This window comes from Hydrogenophaga sp. ANAO-22 (genome assembly GCF_042466645.1).
Lineage (GTDB): Bacteria > Pseudomonadota > Gammaproteobacteria > Burkholderiales > Burkholderiaceae_C > Hydrogenophaga.
Genome location: NZ_CP159956.1, coordinates 693,243 through 710,678, shown reverse-complemented (window position 1 = coordinate 710,678; position 17,436 = coordinate 693,243). Strand labels below are relative to the sequence as shown.

Here is a 17,436-nt window from a genome sequence, read left to right as displayed (position 1 = left end):
GTCTTCCTGTGCGTTCAGGCTTGGGGCTTGCCGGGGGGCGGCACGTCTTCGGATTCGCGGATGCCGATCAGCTCGTCCTCGCTCATCCGGCCCGCCAGCAGGCGCCACAGGTTCAGCAGCAGGATGGGCGCGGCCAGCAGGGCGAACACCATGCCGCTGGCATAGAAATACGCCATCGAGGTCTCCATCACCGCGCTGGTGGAGTCCCAGTTGATCTTCACCTGCTCCCACGCGCCCTGGTAGATCAGCCAGCACACGTACAGCATCAGCGCCAGGCTCGCGGCCAGGCACAGCTTGCGGCCCAGCACCGGCAGGCGCGAGATCAGCGAGTCGGTGCCGAGGTGGGCGCGCTCGTTGAGCGCCACCACGGCGCCCAGGAAGGTCATCCACACGAACAGCCAGCGCGACAGCTCTTCGGAGAGGGTGATGCCCGAGTTGAAGCCATAGCGCATCAGCACGTTGCCGAACACCATGACCACCATGAGGGCGAGGAACAGCACCATCAGCCAGGCCAGCAGCCGGCAGTAGGTGTTGATGAGGTTCTGGATCACGCAGGTCTCCTGGGTTTGTTCCGTTCGAGTTGGTAATGTACGAACTGGTTAGTTTTCCACGAATCGGGGATTACCCTAGATCGGCGCACCGGCCGTCGGGTCGTGAAAAACAAGGCCCCAGGAGGGGTGGTGCGTCAGGCGCGCACGTAGCGCAACACCATCTCGGCGATGGCGTCGCGGCGCGCGGCGGCGATCTTCGGGTCGCTCAGGTCGCGCTTGAAGATCAGGCCGAAGGTGTGGCGGTTGGACACATTGAAGAAGGTGAGCGCCGAGATCGAGGCGTGGATGTCGATCGCGTCGAGCCCGGGGCGGAACACGCCCGAGGCCACGCCGCGTTCGTAGAGCCGGCGGATCGCCGAGATCGCCGGCACGTTGAGCTGCTGGATGCTCTGGCTCTGCGCCAGGAACTGGCCCCGGTTCATGTTTTCCGAGATCACCAGCCGGATGTAGTTCTCGTGGCTGGCGTGGTGGTCGAAGGTGAACTCCACCAGCTTGCGCAGCGCGGCCTCGGGTTCGAGGTCTTCCAGGTGCTGCTGGCTCTCGATCTCCCGCATGCGCCGGTACGACTCTTCCAGCACGGCCAGGTACAGGCCCTCCTTGCTCTGGAAGTAGTAATAGATCATGCGCTTGCTGGTCTGCGTGGCGGCCGCGATCTCGTCGATGCGCGCCCCCGCCAGGCCCTTTTCGGCGAACTCCGCCATGGCCACCTCGAGGATGTTGGCCATGGTCCGCTCAGGGTCGTTGGTGCGGGTGGTTTCCTTGGCAGGCGCCACGCTTCGCGCGGCCCGTCGCTTGGAATGTACCGTTTCGTTCATTTGCGCAGTATAGGCCGGAGGGCCCCTGCTGCGGGCGTTTCAGGGCACCGGCGGGTTGCGCCGCAGCGGGTTGAAACCCGTCACCAGGGCCGAAGCCAGCAGCACCAGCGCCCCGCCCACGAAGATGCCCGACGACAGCTCCTCGCCCAGGAACAGGTGGCCCCAGGTCACGCCGAACACCGGGATCAGGAACACCGGGCTCATCGCCGCCACCGGCGTCACGTGGCGGATGATGCGCAGGTGCGCCCAATAGGCCAGGCCCGAGGTGACCACGCCCATCACGAGCACCGCCGCCATGCCCGTGGGCGTGAACGTGGCTTGCGGCCAGGCCCAGAGCGCGCCCGGCAGCACCAGCACCATGGCGCCCGCGTGGATGCCCGCCGCGATCGCCAGCGGCTGCATGCGCGTGGTGGCGCGCTTCATGAGCGGCGTGGAGCAGCCGTAACACGCGGCCGCCAGCACGCAGGCCAGGGCCGCCGCGATCGTGGCCGCGTCAGGCCGCACCGGGCCGAGCCGCACGATCAGGCCCACGCCGATGAAGCCGCACACGCAGCCCAGCAGCTTGCGCGCCGTGAGCGTGTCTTCCTTGAACCAGCTCGAGGCGAGGGTGCCGAACAGCACCGCCGTGGTGTTGAGCAGCGCGCTGTAGCCCGCCGGCAACCGCAGCCCGGCCCAGGCGTACAGCAGAAAGGGCACGGCCACCGACAGCGCGCCGAGCAACAGCAGCTCGCGCCAGTAGCGCCACGGCCACTGCTGCTTCAGGCCCCGCATGATCAGCGCCAGCGTGAGCCCGGCCAGCGCCACGCGGCAACCCGCCAGCACCAGCGGCCCCATTTCGGGCACCGCCACGCGGATGAACAGGAACGACGCGCCCCAGAGCGCCGACAGGCCGACCAGTTGCAGGAAGTGGCGGGATTTCAAACCAGCGGCACGGTGAGCTGCCGCACCACGGGCTGGGTGTCGGGGCGCACGCCGCGCCACCACAGAAACGCTTCGGCCGCCTGCTCCACCAGCATGCCCACGCCATCGGCCAGGCGCTCCACGCCCGCGGCCTTGGCCTGCCGCAGGAAAGGCGTGAGGCCCTTGCCGTAGACCATGTCGTAGGCCAGCGCGCCCGGGGCGAACAGGCCGTCCGGCAGCGGCAGCGCCTCCTGCGAAAGCCCGGTGGACGTGGCGTTGATCACCACGTCGAAACTCTGGCCCAGCAGCGTGTCGTAGCCGCCGGTCTGCAGCGGCACATGGGCCGCGAAATCGTGCCGCAGCGCGTGCGCCTTCTCGGGCGTGCGGTTCGCCACCGACAGCAGCGCCGGCTGCTCCGCCGCGATCGGCAGCAGCGCGCCCCGCGTGGCGCCGCCCGCGCCCAGCAGCAGCACGCGCTTGCCCTGGAGCGGCACGCCCAGGTTGCGCTGCAGGTCGTTCACCAGGCCCACGCCGTCGAAGTTGTCGGCCAGGATGCGATCGCCCTCGAACTTCAGGCAATTCGCCGCGCCCGCCAGCCGCGCGCGCTCGCTCGGCTCCGTGGCGATCTCGAACGCCTGCAGCTTGAACGGCAGGCTCACGTTCAGCCCACGCCCGCCGCTCGCCCGAAAACCCAGCACCGTGTCCGCGAAACCGTCCAGCGGCGTCTCGATGGCGGTGTAGCCCAGGTCCTGCCCCGTGCTGCGGGCGAACTCGGTGTGGATCAGCGGCGATTTGCTGTGGCCAATGGGGTGGCCGAGAACGGCGTAGCGGTCGGTCATAAAGCGGGGAGTGGGGCAGGCCGGGGTTGAGAAAGCAACATTGTGGCGCAAGCCCCTGGGCCGGCCACGGGCTTGGCCCCCGGCCTACCATGGCGGCCATGAACACCACCCCCCTCAAGATCGATTTCGTGTCCGACGTGTCCTGCCCCTGGTGCGCCGTGGGCCTGGGCGCGCTCGAAGAAGCGCTGCAGAAACTGCAGGGCGACGTGTCGGCCGAACTGCACTTCCAGCCCTTCGAGCTCAACCCCAAGATGGGCCCCGAAGGCCAGGACATCGGCGAACACCTCGCCGAAAAATACGGCTCCACGCCCGAGCAGCAGGCGCAGATCCGCAACACCATCCGCGCGCGCGGCGCCGAAGTGGGCTTCGCCTTCAACCCCGAAGGCCGGGGCCGCATCTGGAACACCTTCGACGCCCACCGCCTGCTGCACTGGGCCGGCGAAGAAGGCGCGCCCGGCCAGCAACACGCGCTCAAGAAAGCGCTCATGGCCGCCTGCCACACCCGCAGCGAAGCCATGGGCCACCACGACGTGCTGCTCGGCTGCGTGCGCGAAGCCGGGCTGGACGAAGCGCGGGCCCAAGCCATCCTAGCCAGCGACGAATACGCGCAAGACGTGCGCGAGCGCGAAGCCTTCTACACCAGCCACGGCATCCACTCCGTGCCCGCCGTCATCATCAACGACAAGCACCTCATCTCCGGCGGCCAGCCGGCGGCGGTGTTCGAACAGGCGCTGCGGCAGATCGCGGCCGAGTGAGCCAGGGCTTCAGTACAGCCTGATCGCCACGTCGAAATGCCAGGTGCGGCGGATCTCCACCACGTCGTACTGCCGCGACAGCGCGGGTGAAAACGCCGGGTAATTCGCCAGGCTCTGGATGATGCGCGGGATCGCCTCGTCGATCGCCGCCACGCCGCTGGTGCGCACGAAGGTGACCGACTCCACCGAGCCATCGGCGCGGATCGCCACCGTCACCACCGGGTTGGTGTGCGGCTGCTTCACCGCCTCGCGCACCAGCTCGAAGGTGTTGCTGTTCAGCTGGATCTTGCGCGCCCAGGCCTCGGCGTAGCGCACCAGCTCCTCGTTGTTGTCCACCAGCCCGAACAGGCGGCCCCGGCGCAGCGGGCTCCCCTGCGGGTCGCGCAGCGCCGCCGCATCGGCCGCGTCGCGCCGGGCGCGTTCCTCGTCCAGCTGCCGGCCGATCGCGCGCAGCCGCTCTTCGCGCTTGGCCTCGTGCTCCGCGCGCTCGGCGGCCAGGCGCGCGGCCTCGGTGCGGGCGCCGTCCTGAGCGGCCGCCTGCTGCGCGGCGGCCTGTTGAGCGGCGGCGGCTTGTTGTTGCGCGGCAGCCTGCGCCGCAGCCGCTTGGCGTTCGCCTTCCTGCCGCGCAGCCTCGGCCGCGCGGGCTGCGGCTTCCTGCCGAGCGGCTTCCTGGGCCGCCGCCTGTTGCGCGGCAGCTGCTTGTGCCGCCGCCGCAGCAGCAGCAGCAGCAGCCTGCTGCGCTGCCGCTTGTTGAGCTGCGGCCTGCTGTGCCGCTGCTTGTTGCGCGGCTGCTTGCTGGGCAGCCGCCTGCGCCGCCGCCTGTGCCGCCGCCACTTGCCGTTCGGCATCGAGCCGCGCGGCCTCGGCCCGGGCGGCTTCCTGGCGTGCGGCTTCTTGCGCGGCCAATTGCTGCGCGGCAGCGCGCTGCGCCGCCGCCTGCCGCTCCGCCTCCAGCCGGGCGGCCTCTTGCTGGGCCGCCGCTGCTGCCGCCTGCTGCGCCGCCAACTGGCGTTCGGCCTCCAGTCGCGCTGCCTCCACACGGGCCGCTTCCACCCGAGCGGCTTCCTGCCGAGCTGCCTCCTGCTGGGCCTGGGTCGCTGCCTCGCGCTGGGCTTGGGCTGCAGCAGCCGCCGCCTGCTGCGCCGCCGCGCGTTGGGCCGCCGCCTGCCGCTCGGCCTCCAGGCGCGCGGCCTCGGCCCGCGCCGCTTCCTGGCGGGCGATCTCCTCGCGCCGCTGGGCCTCTTGCTGAGCCGCAGCCTGTTGTTGTTGCTGCTGCGCGGCTTCCCGCTGCGCTGCGGCTTGTCGCTCGGCCGCCTGCCGCGCCGCCTCGGCCCGGGCGCTCTCCTGGCGAGCGGCTTCCTGCCGTGCGGCCTCTTGCTGGGCCACTGCCGCCGCCCGCGCAGCCGCCGCCTGCCGCTCGGCGGCCTCGCGCCTGGCGGCTTCGGCCTGTTGTGCTGCGGCTTCGCGACGCGCGGCCTCTTCGCGGGCCGTGGCCTGGCGCTCGGCCTCCTGGCGTTCCACCTCCAGCCGCGCAATTTCCACGCGCGCCGCTTCGCGCTCGGCTTCCTGCCGGGCCGCTTCCTCCTGGCGCGCAACGGCTTCCGCGCGCTCGGCCTCCAGGCGCGCCATCTCGAAGCGCTTCGCTTCCTGGCGCTCAGCTTCCTGCCGTTGCTGCTGCAGTTGCTGGGCTTCCTGCTCGGCGCGCTCGCGCAAGGCCCGCTCGGCGGCGGCTTGTTCGCGCTGCGCCCGTTGCTCGCGGTCGATCTCCGCCGCGTCGCGCGGCGGTGGCATCGCGGCCTCCATGCTCGGGGGAGTGGGCGCGGCCGCTGCCACCACGGCGGGCGCCGGCACCGGGGCCGGGGGTGGTGATGCCGGAGCCACCGGCGCAGGGGCTGGCGGAGGCGCAGCCGCCACCGGTGCCGCCGCAGCGGGGGTGGGCGCGGGTGGCGTGGGTGCGGCGGCGGCCAGGGTTTCAGGGGCGGGCACGGCCGGTGGCGGTGCCTCGGCCACGGCCGCCGGGGCGGCCGGTTGCGCCACGGCGGGCGCGGGCGTGCTGCTGCGCGCCGGGGCACCGCCCGCCACGGGCTGCCCGCTGGGGGCTTGCGCCTGCGGGGGCGCCACGGGCGCGGGGGTGGCCGGCGTGGGCGCGCCGCCCGGCTGCGCCGGCGCCAGCACCACATGCAGCACCGGCACCTCGGCCCGCCGCTCCTGCCAGGGGAAGCCGAAACCCGGCAAGCCCATGCCCTGGCCGCCAAAGGTCAGGCTCAGCAGCAGGGCGTGAAAGATCAGGGAGAACGTCAGCGCCAGCGTCATGCGCCGGCGTTCGGGGTCCATGCCCGCCCACGGGCCACGGGCGGTGGTTTCCGTGGCCAGCGACGGTCCCGCCGGCATCGGGCGGGAAGAGGGGGGTGGCGCGGACATGAGGCCGATTGTCGTATCCAAACCGGCCGCCCCGGGGCGACGTATCTCACGCTTCCCCCGCCAGCGACACCGGCGAGCCTCTGCGAACCCGCCCGCCTACTGGCTGCGAGGTGTTTTCGGCGGCCAGTAGTGCCGCCCGCGATGGAGCTCGTCGGCGCAGGCGTAGATCGCGTTGATGGAGTCGCCAAGCGTCTTGGCCTGCCGCCGCATCTCGGTCTTGAGCGAGCGCCGCATCGCGTCGATCTGCTCGGGCGGGGCGAAGGTTTCCACCGCGTCCTCCGCGCTTGCGGGCGCCACGGCGGTGTCCAGCGAAATGCTCGCTTCCAGCGTCGTGGACAACTGTGCGAGTTGCTCCATGCTTTGCTCGGCCAGCATGAGGATGTGAGGGGTGAGGGAGGCGATGCGCTCGGATTTGGGCGGCCTGCCCAGTTTGGATTTGGCTGCTGGCTTGGGCGATTTCATGTTCCTCCTGGGTCGGGTGGGCAGAGCTTTCAAGGTGATTCAGAGACGCTTTTGACGTGTGACACTGAAGGACGAAAGGCAGAGCGAGGATGGCAAATCGCCATTTCTTTATCTACGGAGTTTGCTTCTCACATACATGACGCATGCGAGAGACTGGCCGAAGGAAGCGGCGCTTGCTTGGCATTGGTGGCTTGCGTGCGAAGGCTAAACTTCTGCTATCGGCCACAAGCAGACCTACGGCGTTCCAACGAATCGACGACACCCAAAATGCGATGGTTCTTTCTTGGTTTTGTCGTCCTGCTCGCGCTCGCCGGCAACGCCGCGATATTTGAGAGCTACTCCTTGCTGCGAGTAGGAGGAGGGGTTGCGTTCACCCTCTTCATCGCTTCGCTTCTGATCGTTTGGTGGAGCGCTTACTTTGCCGGAGAGCATCGCCGGGGACCGGGCCTGGTGTTCGGGCATGCCCTTCTCACGCTCGCCGGTGGATTTGGTCTGGCCCTTCTAGGCAGCATTGTGATTGCCTCCAACAGCTGTGAGGAACTCATGAGGGAACGGGACCCAAACGGGTTGCGCAATCAAATGCTCGCCTATGTCAGTTCGACTGGCTACTGCAGCGAGGTCGGGTACACAGTTTTGGCGCTCGGCATGTGGTTGTCTTATCCAAGCCTCCGACTTTTTATTGGGCTTGCGAGGAACCTTAGAGCATCGATGGGATGAGCAGTTTGCGAGGCTTGGGATGTCCGCTGTTTGGCCACATTGACTCTTAGCTACCATGACGCACATTGGCCATAAGCAGTCCTTCTCCTAGCGCGCGGCAAGGCCACATCTAGAGGTCGACAATGCATTTGATCCCGATTAAGTTCGATCGAGTCTTTGACATCGTGCAAGATCCGACCGGGAGAGGCTCATATCCCACGCTGTTCAGTTTTGAATCAGCAGGTAAGCGGTACTTCTCTGTGTCCATCAGCGGTGCGCCACGCCTTGAGAATGGCATGGAGGTGATTGCAGCGCTCGCGCACCGTGATGACTGGAAGTCGTTGGAAGGCTGGAAAGATCGGAAAACCGGGGAAATCTATCTTCCCAAGCTCTCAAGCGTCTTAACGCCCATCTTCCGAATTGCACCCCTTATTGTGTTTTGCGTTGCAGGTTATCGACAATATGACAGCTCATGGTTCCTTGCCGCGGCTGTGTTGCTTTCATGTCTATGTCTAGCCCCAATTGTTGGGATCGGTCGGCTCAGGAGAGCACGGGCGGCTTTGGAGAAGGCATAGATACAAACGCTTCGACAGCAACTTGCTTGGACGCTAGCGCCCGCCGACAGGGTCCGTTACGGCCCTGTCCAGCCTCAGCTAGCTAACATGGTGCTTTCGGCCAGAAGCGGACATTGCATTCATGATCAAATTGCCCATTCGCGTTGATGAAAGTGGAGACCTGACGGAGTACTGGTCGGTTGCCGAAGTCGAAGCGAAGCTTGAGCCAATTGATGTCCTAAATGGCGAGTACGTGGTGACAGACGCGGATGGTCGCCCTTTACATCTCGACGTTGTGAGAGAACGGCGCCCATGGTTCTTCGGCCTCTTCAGCGTTGACGTGGAAGTCACAAAGCTATCGCCACCCCAATAGCGGGAATCGGCCAGAAGCGGACGTTCAAATATGAAAAAACTTCACCCGCACGAACTGCCATTGGTCTCGTACCTGTTTGCAGTAGCAAACATAAGCGACGACCCCAGCGAGTTACTTGTGGAACCAATGGCTGACGGCGGAATGGGCAGCCTCGCGATTGACCGCGTGAACACCGCTCTGAGATTTGGCCGCTGCCTCGCCCAGTGCGAGTTCCTTGATGCAGACGGGGTAAAAATCGAGGCTGCGCTGAACTGTGACACCGCAGATAGGCCGATGGAAGTGGACGTATGGAAAGTGAACTTCGCGCCGATTGCTCAGTGGCCTAAGCGAGCCGACATTCGGCCGCTTTCGTCTGAGTCTCTTAAGCCCGAGGCTAGAAATTCCTGATCGGTTGCAATGGGCCCTCAGCTGCCATTGCGGCCGTGAGAGCTGCGCGCCCATGTTTGACGTGGAGACTCCCCCGTCCTTGAACACCTGAATGGTCGGGGGCTGCATCAGGGCGTGCATACAATTCATTACAAGTTGTCCGGAGCGATCGGGCGATGAGATTCAGGGGGAGTCGTTTTGAAGGACTTGTTCAATCGAGTGCGGGGCGTTTGCCTTCTGCGCATCCTCGGCGTGGGCTTGTTGAGTTTGCTCGGGGTGGTCAACGCCCATGCCGTCATCGCGCCTCCGGCCAAGGGCCCGGCGCCCGCGTGGGTCAAGCCCATCCCGCTGGACGAGAACGCCCCCGTGCCGCTGGAGCAAATACGCGGCGGCGTGTACTACCTGTTGGCGGATCGCCAGACCCGCGTTTCCGGCACGGATCGGCAGCTGTTCAGCCGGATTGCCGTCAAGGCGGTGAACGACAAGGGCCTGGAGCATGCGGCCAGTGTCGACATTGATTTCGATCCGGCTTACCAGCGCCTGCGACTGCACACCCTGGCCGTGCACCGGCAAGGGCGGGTCATTTCTCAACTGGCCACGGCGCCGATCCGCACGCTGCAACGTGAGAAAGAGCTGGAGGCCCTGGTCCTCGATGGCCGCCTGACCGTGAGCGTTCTTCTGCAGGATGTGCGGGTGGGCGATGTGGTCGAGTACGCCTACACATTGCAGGGGTCGAGGCCGGAGATGCGAGGCCACCATTCCGGGGCTTTCGACATGCAGTGGCGCGATCCGGTGCACTCGCTGTACACCCGACTGCTGTGGCCCGCCGAGCGCCCGATCCAGTTCAAGAACACCAACGTGGGTGAGCCTGCGACCGAGCGTCTGCAGGGTGGTTTGCGCGAGTTTGAATGGACGGCACGGGCGGTGCCCGGCTTGCATGTGAGTGACGAGGCGCCCGTCTGGTACGACCCCTATCCTTTTGTGCAGTGGAGTTCGTTTCGTGACTGGGGCGAAGTGAGCCGATGGGCGGAGCCGCTGTACGCGGTGCCGAAGCTGCCCGCCGGCGAATTGAGCGCAGAGGTGGATCGCATTCGCCGCACCCATACCGACCCCGGCGACCAAGTGGTGGCGGTGCTTCACTTCGTGCAAAAGAACATCCGGTACATGAGCGTGGTCATGGGCGCAGGCTCCTACACCCCCAGCCCGCCTGGGGTGGTGATGGCCCGTCGCTTTGGGGATTGCAAAGACAAGACCCTGCTCACGCTGACCATGCTGAAGGCGCTGGGCATCGAGGCGCGCGCCGGGCTGGTCAACACCCGCATACACGAAGGTGTGATGCAGCGCATCCCTTCGGCGGCCGCTTTTGACCACGTGCTGGTCCGGGCGCAGGTCAATGGGCAACCGTATTGGATCGATCCGACCGGGTATCCGCAGACCGGCCCGATCCATGCCATTTCCCAACCTTACTTCGGTCATGCGCTCATCATTGACCCGGCAACCCGGGATCTGGAGCCCATGCAGCACGGCGATGCCACGCAGACCAAGCGCAAGATCCGCACGGAGTTTGACGCGACACAGGGCATCGGCAAGACGGCCACCTTGACCATCACCACCGAGTTGACCGGTCTGAGCGCCGAACAGATGCGCAACGATCTGTCTGGCAGCAACCTGGAAGCGGTGCAGCGCGACTACCTGAACTTCTACGGCGGTTATTACCCGGGCATTGTGTCCGCCGGGCCGATGGCTGTGGACGACAACACGCAGACCAATGTCCTGACCGTGATCGAGCGCTACCAGATCGCCGATTTCTGGACCCAGGGTGACAAGCCCGGGATGCTGGAGGCCAGCATTCGGGCGCCAGACATCCGCAGCCATTTGAAGGGACCGCGCGAGCGGATGCGCAACGCGCCGCTGGCGATCGACCATCCGACGGTGATCGAGAACACAACGGTGGTTCGTCTTCCCGAAGACTGGTCGGTTGACCCCGAGCGCACGGTCGTTCGCCATCCGGCTTTCGAGTTCACGGACGAGCTGACCACCACGCCGACCTTGCTCACGCGTGTGAGCCGGTACACCTCGCTGAGCGATCACGTGAGGGCTGAAGACATGGCGGACTACGCGAAGAAGCTGGAGGACGCACGCGACGCGATCGGGCTGGTGCTCACCCACACGCCACCCAGCGCTGCCGCACCGGCAGAGGCCGCCCCGATTGACCTGGAGGGGCTCTGGTGGCCCCTGGCTGCCTATTTCCTGCTCTTGGGCGCGGCCTGCTACTGGATCGTCCGCAAGTTTGGTCAACAGGGGGATGCATCGGTGCCTGTCGACGATCTGGTGTACGCAGGCTTTTGGGTCAGAGTTGGCGCAGCTCTGCTCGACACCCTCCTTCTCGTGCTTGTCACGGTTCCTTTGCTCGTGGCCATCTATGGGTGGGCCTACTTCGATGAAGCCCAGATGGGCATGTTCGCGGGAACCGCAGACATTCTCATATCCTGGGTGGCGCCCATTGTGGCGGTGGTGCTGTTCTGGCTGTACAAGCAAGCCACCCCCGGGAAGATGCTCGTCTCCGTCAAGGTCGTGGACGCCAGGACGGGCGGCAAGCTCTCCGTTGGGCAGTCCATTGGCCGGTATCTGGGTTACTTTGTCGCCACCATTCCGCTCGGGCTCGGGCTGCTGTGGGTGGCGTTCGATGCCAAGAAGCAAGGGTGGCACGACAAGCTGGCCGGAACGGTCGTCATTCGCTCCAGGCGCTGAGGCACGGAGGTTTTGGTCGGGCGATGGCTGGACTGCAGGAATCGGCCAGAAGCGGACATTAAAGTATGGGGGACGCTGTGGGAATTGAAGTCGCTTGGGTGGACGAAACCCACGAGAAGATCTATGTGATCGAGGACCCCGAGGGATGCCTCACGTCGCTTTTCACCTCAGACCTGTCGACCCTCGCGCCGACTTGTCTGCGCTTCGTAGATCCTTGGGGCGACACCATCTTCAATCAATCTCAAATACCGGTGCTGCTCGCTGAGCTGCGCGCGGTTGCCTCAGCCTCAACCCAGCCCGAACTCCGTGCGCACATCGAAAAACTGGTGGGCCTTGTTCAGCAGTCGATCGAGCAGATGCATACGTACATCAAATTCACCGGTGATTGATGAGTGTTGATGGCCGACAGTTCTGGGCCCACTGCAGACATCGCGAAGGCCAATCTACGCGGTGTGCAGGTCACTCTTGGCGGGGCGCCAATACCAGAACAAGGCAACTTCATTGATGAATGGGTTCAGGCCGCTGTAGAGCAAAGCATCGTGGCCGCCAAGCTCGAAGCCACCCTGTTCATAAAGCCGGCACGCCGGCAGGTTCGTGTTCTGCGTCTCCAGCATGACGCCTGCAAGACCCAGTTCGAGGGCACGGGCCTGGGCATGTTGGACCAGGCGCTGACCGATGCCCTGACGGCGGAACGCTGCGCCGACGACAAGATCGTGGATGTAGAGGTATCCATTCCAGTGCGGCCCGCATTGCAGTTCGCCGGCGACTTCGCTTCCTAGCAGAGCGACGTGATGCTCTGCATCTGCAGATGATTCAGACGCTGGGTAGGTCTTGGTGAAGGGCTGGACCGGGATGGCTTCGAGCACGGTGCTGGACGCCGACAAGCTGACTCTGGCCACGTGCTCCACCAAGAAGCTTCGATCCGCCGCACGCCAGCGAGGCGCGTCCGCAGGGGCGATTCGGAGGATTTCCAAAATGAGGCGTTCTTTGGTGACGGATCAGCCGGCGCGCGACTGCACCTCTTTGCGCAGCCGCTCTTCCTGCTCACGCAGTTCGGGTGTCAGCGCGTCGCCAAAATCCTCGGCCGAGAAGATTTGCCGGATCTCGATTTCGGAATCGGTTCGCATGGGGTTGGGGCACTTCTTCACCCATTCGATCGCGTCCTGCAGCGAACTGCAGTTCCAGATCCAGAAGCCGGCGACCAGCTCTTTGGTTTCCGGGAACGGCCCGTCGATCACCCGCCGGTCCTTGCCCGAGAACGCGACCCGGGCGCCGCGAGAACTTGGGTGGAGGCCTTCGCCCGCCTCCATGACGCCGGCCTTGACCAGCTCCTCGTTGAACGCGCCCATCTCGGCGAACTCCTCTTGTGTGGGCATCACACCGGCTTCGCTGTCTTTCGTTGCTTTCACCATCACCATGAATCGCATCTTGATCTCCTTGGGTTGATCGGGGCGGCCATCCGCCCGCCTCAGTACGACGATTAAGGCCGCGCCATTTCGACAGCCTGCGTGAATATGACCCGCGTCACTTTACGCCGCGCGCGGGGTGTCTGAAAATTCCCGCCGGGCTTTTCGGCCATCCGTACTTTCCATCGAAGAAGAGAGAACCTCATGCTGTCCGCCGCTGCGATCACGCGTCTGTCCCTGTCTGGCCTGCTGGCGCTGGCGCCTTGGGCGGTTGGCGCGCAAGTGGCATCGCAGATAGGGGCGGCGCGGGCGGCGGCTCTGGCTGATCAGCCCGACGATGCGGCCGGCCTGCCACCGATGCCGATGGGCGCGGGGGGCATGACGCCGATGCCGCGAAACGTGAAGAAGCTGGGCGATGGTGAACTCAGCTGCGCGCAGATTTATGCGGAAACCCAGGTGCTGGAGAAGACCAGCCAGGAGCGGGGGGCCGAGGCCGAGCAGGCGCAGGCGGCCATGATGGCCAGCCAGAACGAGATGATGAAACAGGCCAGCGGCGGCATGGGTGGCGGTGGCGTGGGTTCGTCGGTGGGCAGCAGCCTGCTCAGCCTGATTCCCGGCGGCGGCCAGATCCAGAGCTTCGCCATGCAGGCCGCTGCCGACGCCCGCCGCGCGAGCATGCAGGACAGCGTGGAAAAAATGATGCAGGTGCAGACGCGCCTGGTGAACGCGGAGCAGGCCCGCGAGCTGGCGCAGGCGCGCAGCGAGCACCTGACCGACTTGTTCCTCAAGAAGGGCTGCAAGCTGTCCGAGGTGAAGTCCGCCGGCGCAGCGCCCTGACGGGCGAAGAGCCTCGACGCTTCGTCAATCCTGTCGGTGCGGCAGCAGCAGCGCGTCCAGCGACCAGCGCCCCGCGCCGCGCCCGAGCAGGTAGAGCAGTGGCACGGCCCAGGTCAGGTGGGTGGGCCAGGCGGCTGGGTACACCAGAAACTGGATCACGGCCGTCATGCCCAACAGCGCGGCGGCCGACAGCCGGGTGGCCAAGCCGAGCACGAGCAGGACGGGGAACAGGTGTTCGGCGCTGGTGGCGAGGTAGGCCGCCCACTCCGGTGGAATCAGGGGCAGCGCGTAGTCTTCCCTGAACAGCAGGAAGGTGGTGTCGGTGAGGCTGAACCAGCCTTCGACCTTGGTGCGGCCGGAGAGCCAGAAGATGCCGGCGATGCCGAGGCGGCTGGCCAGGGCGATGAGGTCGTGCGAGATCCAGCGCTCAAGCCAGAGGCGAATGGTTTCGGTGGCGTGGGTCGTGCGTGCAAGGGTGTTCATGGTGCAACCGCCGTGAAGGCGCCGTGGGTGATGAGCTGGCCCAGGGTGGCGGCGAGGTCCAGGCTGGGTTCGGCCGCCAGGGCACGGGCGGCAGCGTCGGGGATGGGTTGGCCCTGGGCGCAGGCGTCGAGCAGCGCGCAGGCGCCCAGGCCGATCTCGTGGGCCAGCACCGTGCCCTGGGGCCTCGTGAGCAGCGTGTGCTGGCCGTGCCAGTGGGGTGGGTTGGGGTCGGGCAGGGCTTCGCGTGCGGCGCGCCAGAGGCTGAGGGCGGGCCATTCGGTGCAAGGGTGCCAGCGCGTGGCGGGGTGGGGCACGAGCACGCTGTGGGGCAGGGTGGTGGCGTCCAGCGCCGTCAGTGCCGCAGGCGGCAGCGTGGGCGCGTCGGCGGCCGTGTGGCACTGGTTCCACAACGCGTCGAGCCGCGCTACCTCGGGCAGCCAGGGCCATTCACCTGCGGGGAGCGCGCGCGCCAGGTGCTGCGGAAAGCCTTCGCCGTAGCTCGCGAGGCAGCCGGCCTGCGGCGGGTGTTCGCGCGCGTGCGCCAGCGCCACGGCGGCCAGCCAGTCGTCACCGGTCAGCCGGCGCACGGCGGGGTGGAGCGCGAGCAGGCTGTCCACACAGGCTTTGAGCACGGTGTTGCGGTAGACCGCGAAGCCGGGCTGGCGGGCCAGTGGCGATGATGCCGTTTCATCGGTCGACCACAGGTCGTGCCAGAACGCGGTCTGGAAGTCGGCGTGGTTCATGTGGCCACCTCGACGAGCCGGCTCAGTTGGGCATGGGCGCGATCGCGCTCGGCCATCAGCACGTCGAAGGCGGGCAGGTTGCCGTCGCGCTCGATCAGCGTGGGCCTGGGGCCGATGCGTTCGATGAGGTGTTCATGCAGCCGCCACACCGGTTCGGCCACGGGGGCGTCGTGGCCGTCGATGAGCAGGCCTGCGCCGAGCGCCGGGTCTTCGTGGTGGCCGGCGAGGTGGATTTCCATCACGGCGTCGGCCGGCAGGCGGTCCAGCGCGTCCAGCGGGTCGGTGCCGATGTTGTGCGCCGAGACGAAGAGGTTGTTCACGTCCACCAGCAGGCCACAGCCGGTGCGGCGCACCAGCTCCAGCAGGAAGTCGGGCTCGTCCCAGTCGTGGCCTTGCAGGTGCAGGTAGTGGGATGGGTTCTCGATCGCGATGCGGCGCTGCAGGGCGTCCTGCACCCGCTCGATGTTCGAGGCCGTCTGGCGCAGCGCTTCGTGGGTGCGCACGAAGGGCAGCAGGTCGGGCGCGTAGTGGGCCCCCAGCCTGCTCCAGGCGAGGTGTTCGGACACCAGCGCCGGCTGCAGCCGGCGCACCAGTGCCGCCAGCCGCGACAGGTGGCCGCTGTCGGGCGGCTCGTGGCCAGCCAGCGAGAGCGAGACGCCGTGCAGCGCCACCGGGTGGTGCGCGCGCACGGCCTCCAGCCATGCCAGGCGCGGGCCGCCGTCCACCAGGTGGTTTTCGGCATGCACTTCGAACCACAGGCCCGCTGCCCGCGTGCCGCAGGCGGCATCGACGTGCTCGGGCTTGAGGCCGAGACCGGCGCTCAGGTCCATGGGGTGTTCAGCCCTTGACGGGTTGCAGTGCCCCCATGCCGGTGGGCGTCTTGATGCCCACGCAGGTGCCGGCGGGCACATACTTCCAGGCGTTCCCCTGGTAGTCCATCTTGGAGGTGCCCGCACACGTGGTGCCGGGGCCGGCCGCGCAATCGTTCTTGCCGGCCATCGCCACGCCATAGCAGCGTTCCTTGGCGCTGGCGGCGTTCTTGGTGTCGGGCATGTTGGACTGTGCGAGCGCGGCGCCGGTGGTGAGGGCGGCCAGCGTGGCCAGGGTGAGGGTCAGTTGCGAGGTGTTCATGAAGGCTCCTTGGTGTAGGGCCGCGCCAACCAGTTGGTGCGTACCGATGGCTATTTCGTCGCCGCCGCTGCGCTGGTTACAGGCCCGCCGCAGAATCGATCGGTTTTTTTATTTCGGCCTGTCTGTAACCTTTTCGCGCCATGACACGAATAGCTGACGTGACCGCGACAGAACACGAATTGCACGGACTCTTTGTGGCGGGGCTGGACGGCGATGGCGCCGCCTACCACCGTTTCCTGCAGCGCCTGGCGGCGTTGCTGCGCGGCTATTTCCGGCGCCGCCTGCAGCAACTGCCGGACGAGGTGGAAGACCTGGTGCAGGAGACCTTGATGGCCGTGCACGCCCAGCGCCAGACCTACCGCCGGGGCGAGCCGCTGACGGCGTGGGTGCATGCACTGGCCCGCTACAAGCTGGTGGATCTGTGGCGACGGCGCGCCCGCCATGAGGCGTTGAACGATCCCCTGGACGACGAACTGGATGTCTTCGCGCAGTCAGACGGCGAGGCGGGTGAGGCGCGGCGCGACCTGGGTCGCTTGCTCGAGCAGTTGCCCGACCACCAGCGGTTGCCGATCCAGCACACCAAGCTCGATGGCCTGTCGGTCGCCGAGGCGGCCCGGCTCACGGGCATGAGTGAGTCCGCCGTCAAAGTGGGGGTGCACCGGGGCATCAAGGCGCTGGCGCGCCAATGGAAAGGACAAGCATGAAAACCGACGATCTGATGAACCTCCTGGCCACCGGCGCCGCCCCTGTGCCCCGGCATGCGGGTGAGCGCCGTTTTGCGCTCGCGCTGGGTCTGGGGCTGGTGTGTGCGCTGGCCTGGGTGCACCTGGTGTACGGCGTGCGCAGCGACCTGGGCGAGGTCTGGGCCACGCCGGCGTTCGGGGTCAAGCTGGCGATGCCGCTGGCCGTGGCGGTCAGTGGCCTGGTGGTCGTGTTCCTGCTGGGCCACCCGGGCGCGCGCGTGCGCGGCTGGGCGTGGGGGCTGTGGCTGCCCGTGGCGTTGTTGTGGGCCTGGGCGATGCTGGTGCTGGCGCAGGCGGCCCCCGGTACGCGGGCGGCGCTGGTGCTGGGCGAGACCTGGCGCTACTGCGTGTTCAACGTGATGGCCACGGCCTTGCCGGTGGGGGTCGCGCTGTTCTGGGCCCTGCGGGGTCTGGCGCCCACGCGCCCCTTGCTGACGGGCGCCGCGGCGGGTTGGCTGGCGGGCGCGGTGGGTGCCGCGGTGTATGCACTGCATTGCCCCGAGATGCAGGCGCCTTTTCTCGCCGTCTGGTATGTGCTGGGTATGGCGGCGTGCGCGTTGTTGGGCGCGCTGGCCGGGTGGCGTTGGCTGCGCTGGTAGGCCACGAAGGC

21 protein-coding genes are annotated in these 17,436 nt (G+C 66.9%); 9 read left to right on the top strand and 12 right to left on the bottom strand.

From position 1 onward, the window contains the following. Window positions 1-14: 14 nt before the first annotated feature. The 4 genes from ABSY19_RS03225 to aroE form a co-directional block, all read right to left on the bottom strand. On the bottom strand, window positions 15-551 hold the full coding sequence (locus tag ABSY19_RS03225; protein WP_382159009.1) for a TRAP transporter small permease: 537 nt from the start codon (window positions 549-551) through the stop codon (window positions 15-17). 134 nt (window positions 552-685) lie between these two features. Then, a complete protein-coding gene (locus tag ABSY19_RS03220) occupies window positions 686-1,366 on the bottom strand; it encodes a TetR family transcriptional regulator (protein WP_382159007.1) in 681 nt (226 codons plus the stop codon). Between the two features lie 39 nt (window positions 1,367-1,405). Next, complete coding sequence (locus ABSY19_RS03215) at window positions 1,406-2,287, bottom strand: DMT family transporter (RefSeq protein WP_382159005.1); 882 nt, start codon at window positions 2,285-2,287, stop codon at window positions 1,406-1,408. Beyond that, window positions 2,284-3,105, bottom strand: a complete 822-nt coding sequence (aroE, locus tag ABSY19_RS03210; protein WP_382159003.1) for a shikimate dehydrogenase — start codon at window positions 3,103-3,105, stop codon at window positions 2,284-2,286. The genes ABSY19_RS03215 and aroE overlap by 4 nt, the downstream gene beginning before the upstream one ends. An 89-nt stretch (window positions 3,106-3,194) precedes the next feature. On the opposite strand from aroE, the gene ABSY19_RS03205 reads away from it, so the two are divergent. Next, the gene (locus ABSY19_RS03205; RefSeq protein WP_382159001.1) at window positions 3,195-3,860 is read left to right on the top strand and encodes a DsbA family oxidoreductase; all 666 of its coding nucleotides are present in this window, start codon (window positions 3,195-3,197) and stop codon (window positions 3,858-3,860) included. Between the two features lie 9 nt (window positions 3,861-3,869). Here ABSY19_RS03205 and ABSY19_RS03200 read toward each other — a convergent pair whose 3' ends face one another. Next, complete coding sequence (locus ABSY19_RS03200) at window positions 3,870-6,281, bottom strand: TonB C-terminal domain-containing protein (RefSeq protein WP_382159000.1); 2,412 nt, start codon at window positions 6,279-6,281, stop codon at window positions 3,870-3,872. Between the two features lie 96 nt (window positions 6,282-6,377). Beyond that, on the bottom strand, window positions 6,378-6,743 hold the full coding sequence (locus ABSY19_RS03195) for a hypothetical protein (RefSeq protein WP_382158998.1): 366 nt from the start codon (window positions 6,741-6,743) through the stop codon (window positions 6,378-6,380). A gap of 267 nt (window positions 6,744-7,010) precedes the next feature. On the opposite strand from ABSY19_RS03195, the gene ABSY19_RS03190 reads away from it, so the two are divergent. From ABSY19_RS03190 to ABSY19_RS03170, 5 genes are all read left to right on the top strand, one after another. Then, window positions 7,011-7,460 carry a hypothetical protein gene (locus tag ABSY19_RS03190; protein ID WP_382158996.1) on the top strand — a complete coding sequence of 150 codons (450 nt, stop codon included), beginning with the start codon at window positions 7,011-7,013 and terminating at the stop codon, window positions 7,458-7,460. A gap of 675 nt (window positions 7,461-8,135) precedes the next feature. Beyond that, window positions 8,136-8,366 carry a hypothetical protein gene (locus tag ABSY19_RS03185; RefSeq protein WP_382158994.1) on the top strand — a complete coding sequence of 77 codons (231 nt, stop codon included), beginning with the start codon at window positions 8,136-8,138 and terminating at the stop codon, window positions 8,364-8,366. A gap of 30 nt (window positions 8,367-8,396) precedes the next feature. Then, complete coding sequence (locus tag ABSY19_RS03180; RefSeq protein WP_382158992.1) at window positions 8,397-8,753, top strand: DUF6984 family protein; 357 nt, start codon at window positions 8,397-8,399, stop codon at window positions 8,751-8,753. Window positions 8,754-8,930: 177 nt separating this feature from the next. Then, window positions 8,931-11,483 (top strand): DUF3857 domain-containing protein, encoded by a 2,553-nt coding sequence (locus ABSY19_RS03175; RefSeq protein WP_382158991.1) that lies wholly within the window; start codon window positions 8,931-8,933, stop codon window positions 11,481-11,483. A 98-nt stretch (window positions 11,484-11,581) separates the two neighbouring features. After that, window positions 11,582-11,872: a hypothetical protein gene (locus ABSY19_RS03170; RefSeq protein WP_382158989.1), complete on the top strand. Its 291-nt coding sequence runs from the start codon at window positions 11,582-11,584 to the stop codon at window positions 11,870-11,872. A gap of 54 nt (window positions 11,873-11,926) precedes the next feature. Here ABSY19_RS03170 and ABSY19_RS03165 read toward each other — a convergent pair whose 3' ends face one another. Together ABSY19_RS03165 and ABSY19_RS03160 are read right to left on the bottom strand one after the other, a co-directional pair. Continuing rightward, window positions 11,927-12,349, bottom strand: coding sequence for a GNAT family N-acetyltransferase (locus ABSY19_RS03165; RefSeq protein WP_382158987.1), 423 nt, complete (start codon window positions 12,347-12,349; stop codon window positions 11,927-11,929). A gap of 132 nt (window positions 12,350-12,481) precedes the next feature. Then, window positions 12,482-12,910, bottom strand: coding sequence for a YciI family protein (locus ABSY19_RS03160; protein ID WP_382158985.1), 429 nt, complete (start codon window positions 12,908-12,910; stop codon window positions 12,482-12,484). A 183-nt stretch (window positions 12,911-13,093) separates the two neighbouring features. Between ABSY19_RS03160 and ABSY19_RS03155 the strand changes: the two genes are divergently transcribed. Next, window positions 13,094-13,726: a hypothetical protein gene (locus tag ABSY19_RS03155; RefSeq protein ID WP_382158983.1), complete on the top strand. Its 633-nt coding sequence runs from the start codon at window positions 13,094-13,096 to the stop codon at window positions 13,724-13,726. A 24-nt stretch (window positions 13,727-13,750) separates the two neighbouring features. On the opposite strand, the gene ABSY19_RS03150 is transcribed toward ABSY19_RS03155, so the two are convergent. Genes ABSY19_RS03150 through ABSY19_RS03135 form a run of 4 tightly spaced genes read right to left on the bottom strand, consistent with a single transcriptional unit; the run spans window position 13,751 to window position 16,083 of the window. Further along, window positions 13,751-14,209: a DoxX family protein gene (locus tag ABSY19_RS03150; RefSeq protein ID WP_382158982.1), complete on the bottom strand. Its 459-nt coding sequence runs from the start codon at window positions 14,207-14,209 to the stop codon at window positions 13,751-13,753. Further along, a complete protein-coding gene (locus ABSY19_RS03145) occupies window positions 14,206-14,952 on the bottom strand; it encodes a putative DNA-binding domain-containing protein (protein WP_382158980.1) in 747 nt (248 codons plus the stop codon). The genes ABSY19_RS03150 and ABSY19_RS03145 overlap by 4 nt, the downstream gene beginning before the upstream one ends. Next, complete coding sequence (locus ABSY19_RS03140; protein ID WP_382158978.1) at window positions 14,949-15,782, bottom strand: DUF692 domain-containing protein; 834 nt, start codon at window positions 15,780-15,782, stop codon at window positions 14,949-14,951. The genes ABSY19_RS03145 and ABSY19_RS03140 overlap by 4 nt, the downstream gene beginning before the upstream one ends. Before the next feature lie 7 nt (window positions 15,783-15,789). After that, on the bottom strand, window positions 15,790-16,083 hold the full coding sequence (locus ABSY19_RS03135; protein ID WP_382158976.1) for a DUF2282 domain-containing protein: 294 nt from the start codon (window positions 16,081-16,083) through the stop codon (window positions 15,790-15,792). Between the two features lie 140 nt (window positions 16,084-16,223). Here ABSY19_RS03135 and ABSY19_RS03130 point away from each other — a divergent pair, with 140 nt between their 5' ends. Together ABSY19_RS03130 and ABSY19_RS03125 are read left to right on the top strand one after the other, a co-directional pair. Beyond that, entirely contained in the window at window positions 16,224-16,787 is a 564-nt protein-coding gene (locus tag ABSY19_RS03130) for a sigma-70 family RNA polymerase sigma factor (RefSeq protein WP_382158974.1), read from the top strand. Beyond that, a complete protein-coding gene (locus ABSY19_RS03125) occupies window positions 16,784-17,425 on the top strand; it encodes an NrsF family protein (protein ID WP_382158972.1) in 642 nt (213 codons plus the stop codon). Before ABSY19_RS03130 ends, ABSY19_RS03125 begins: the two co-directional genes overlap by 4 nt. The last annotated feature ends 11 nt before the right edge of the window (window positions 17,426-17,436 follow it).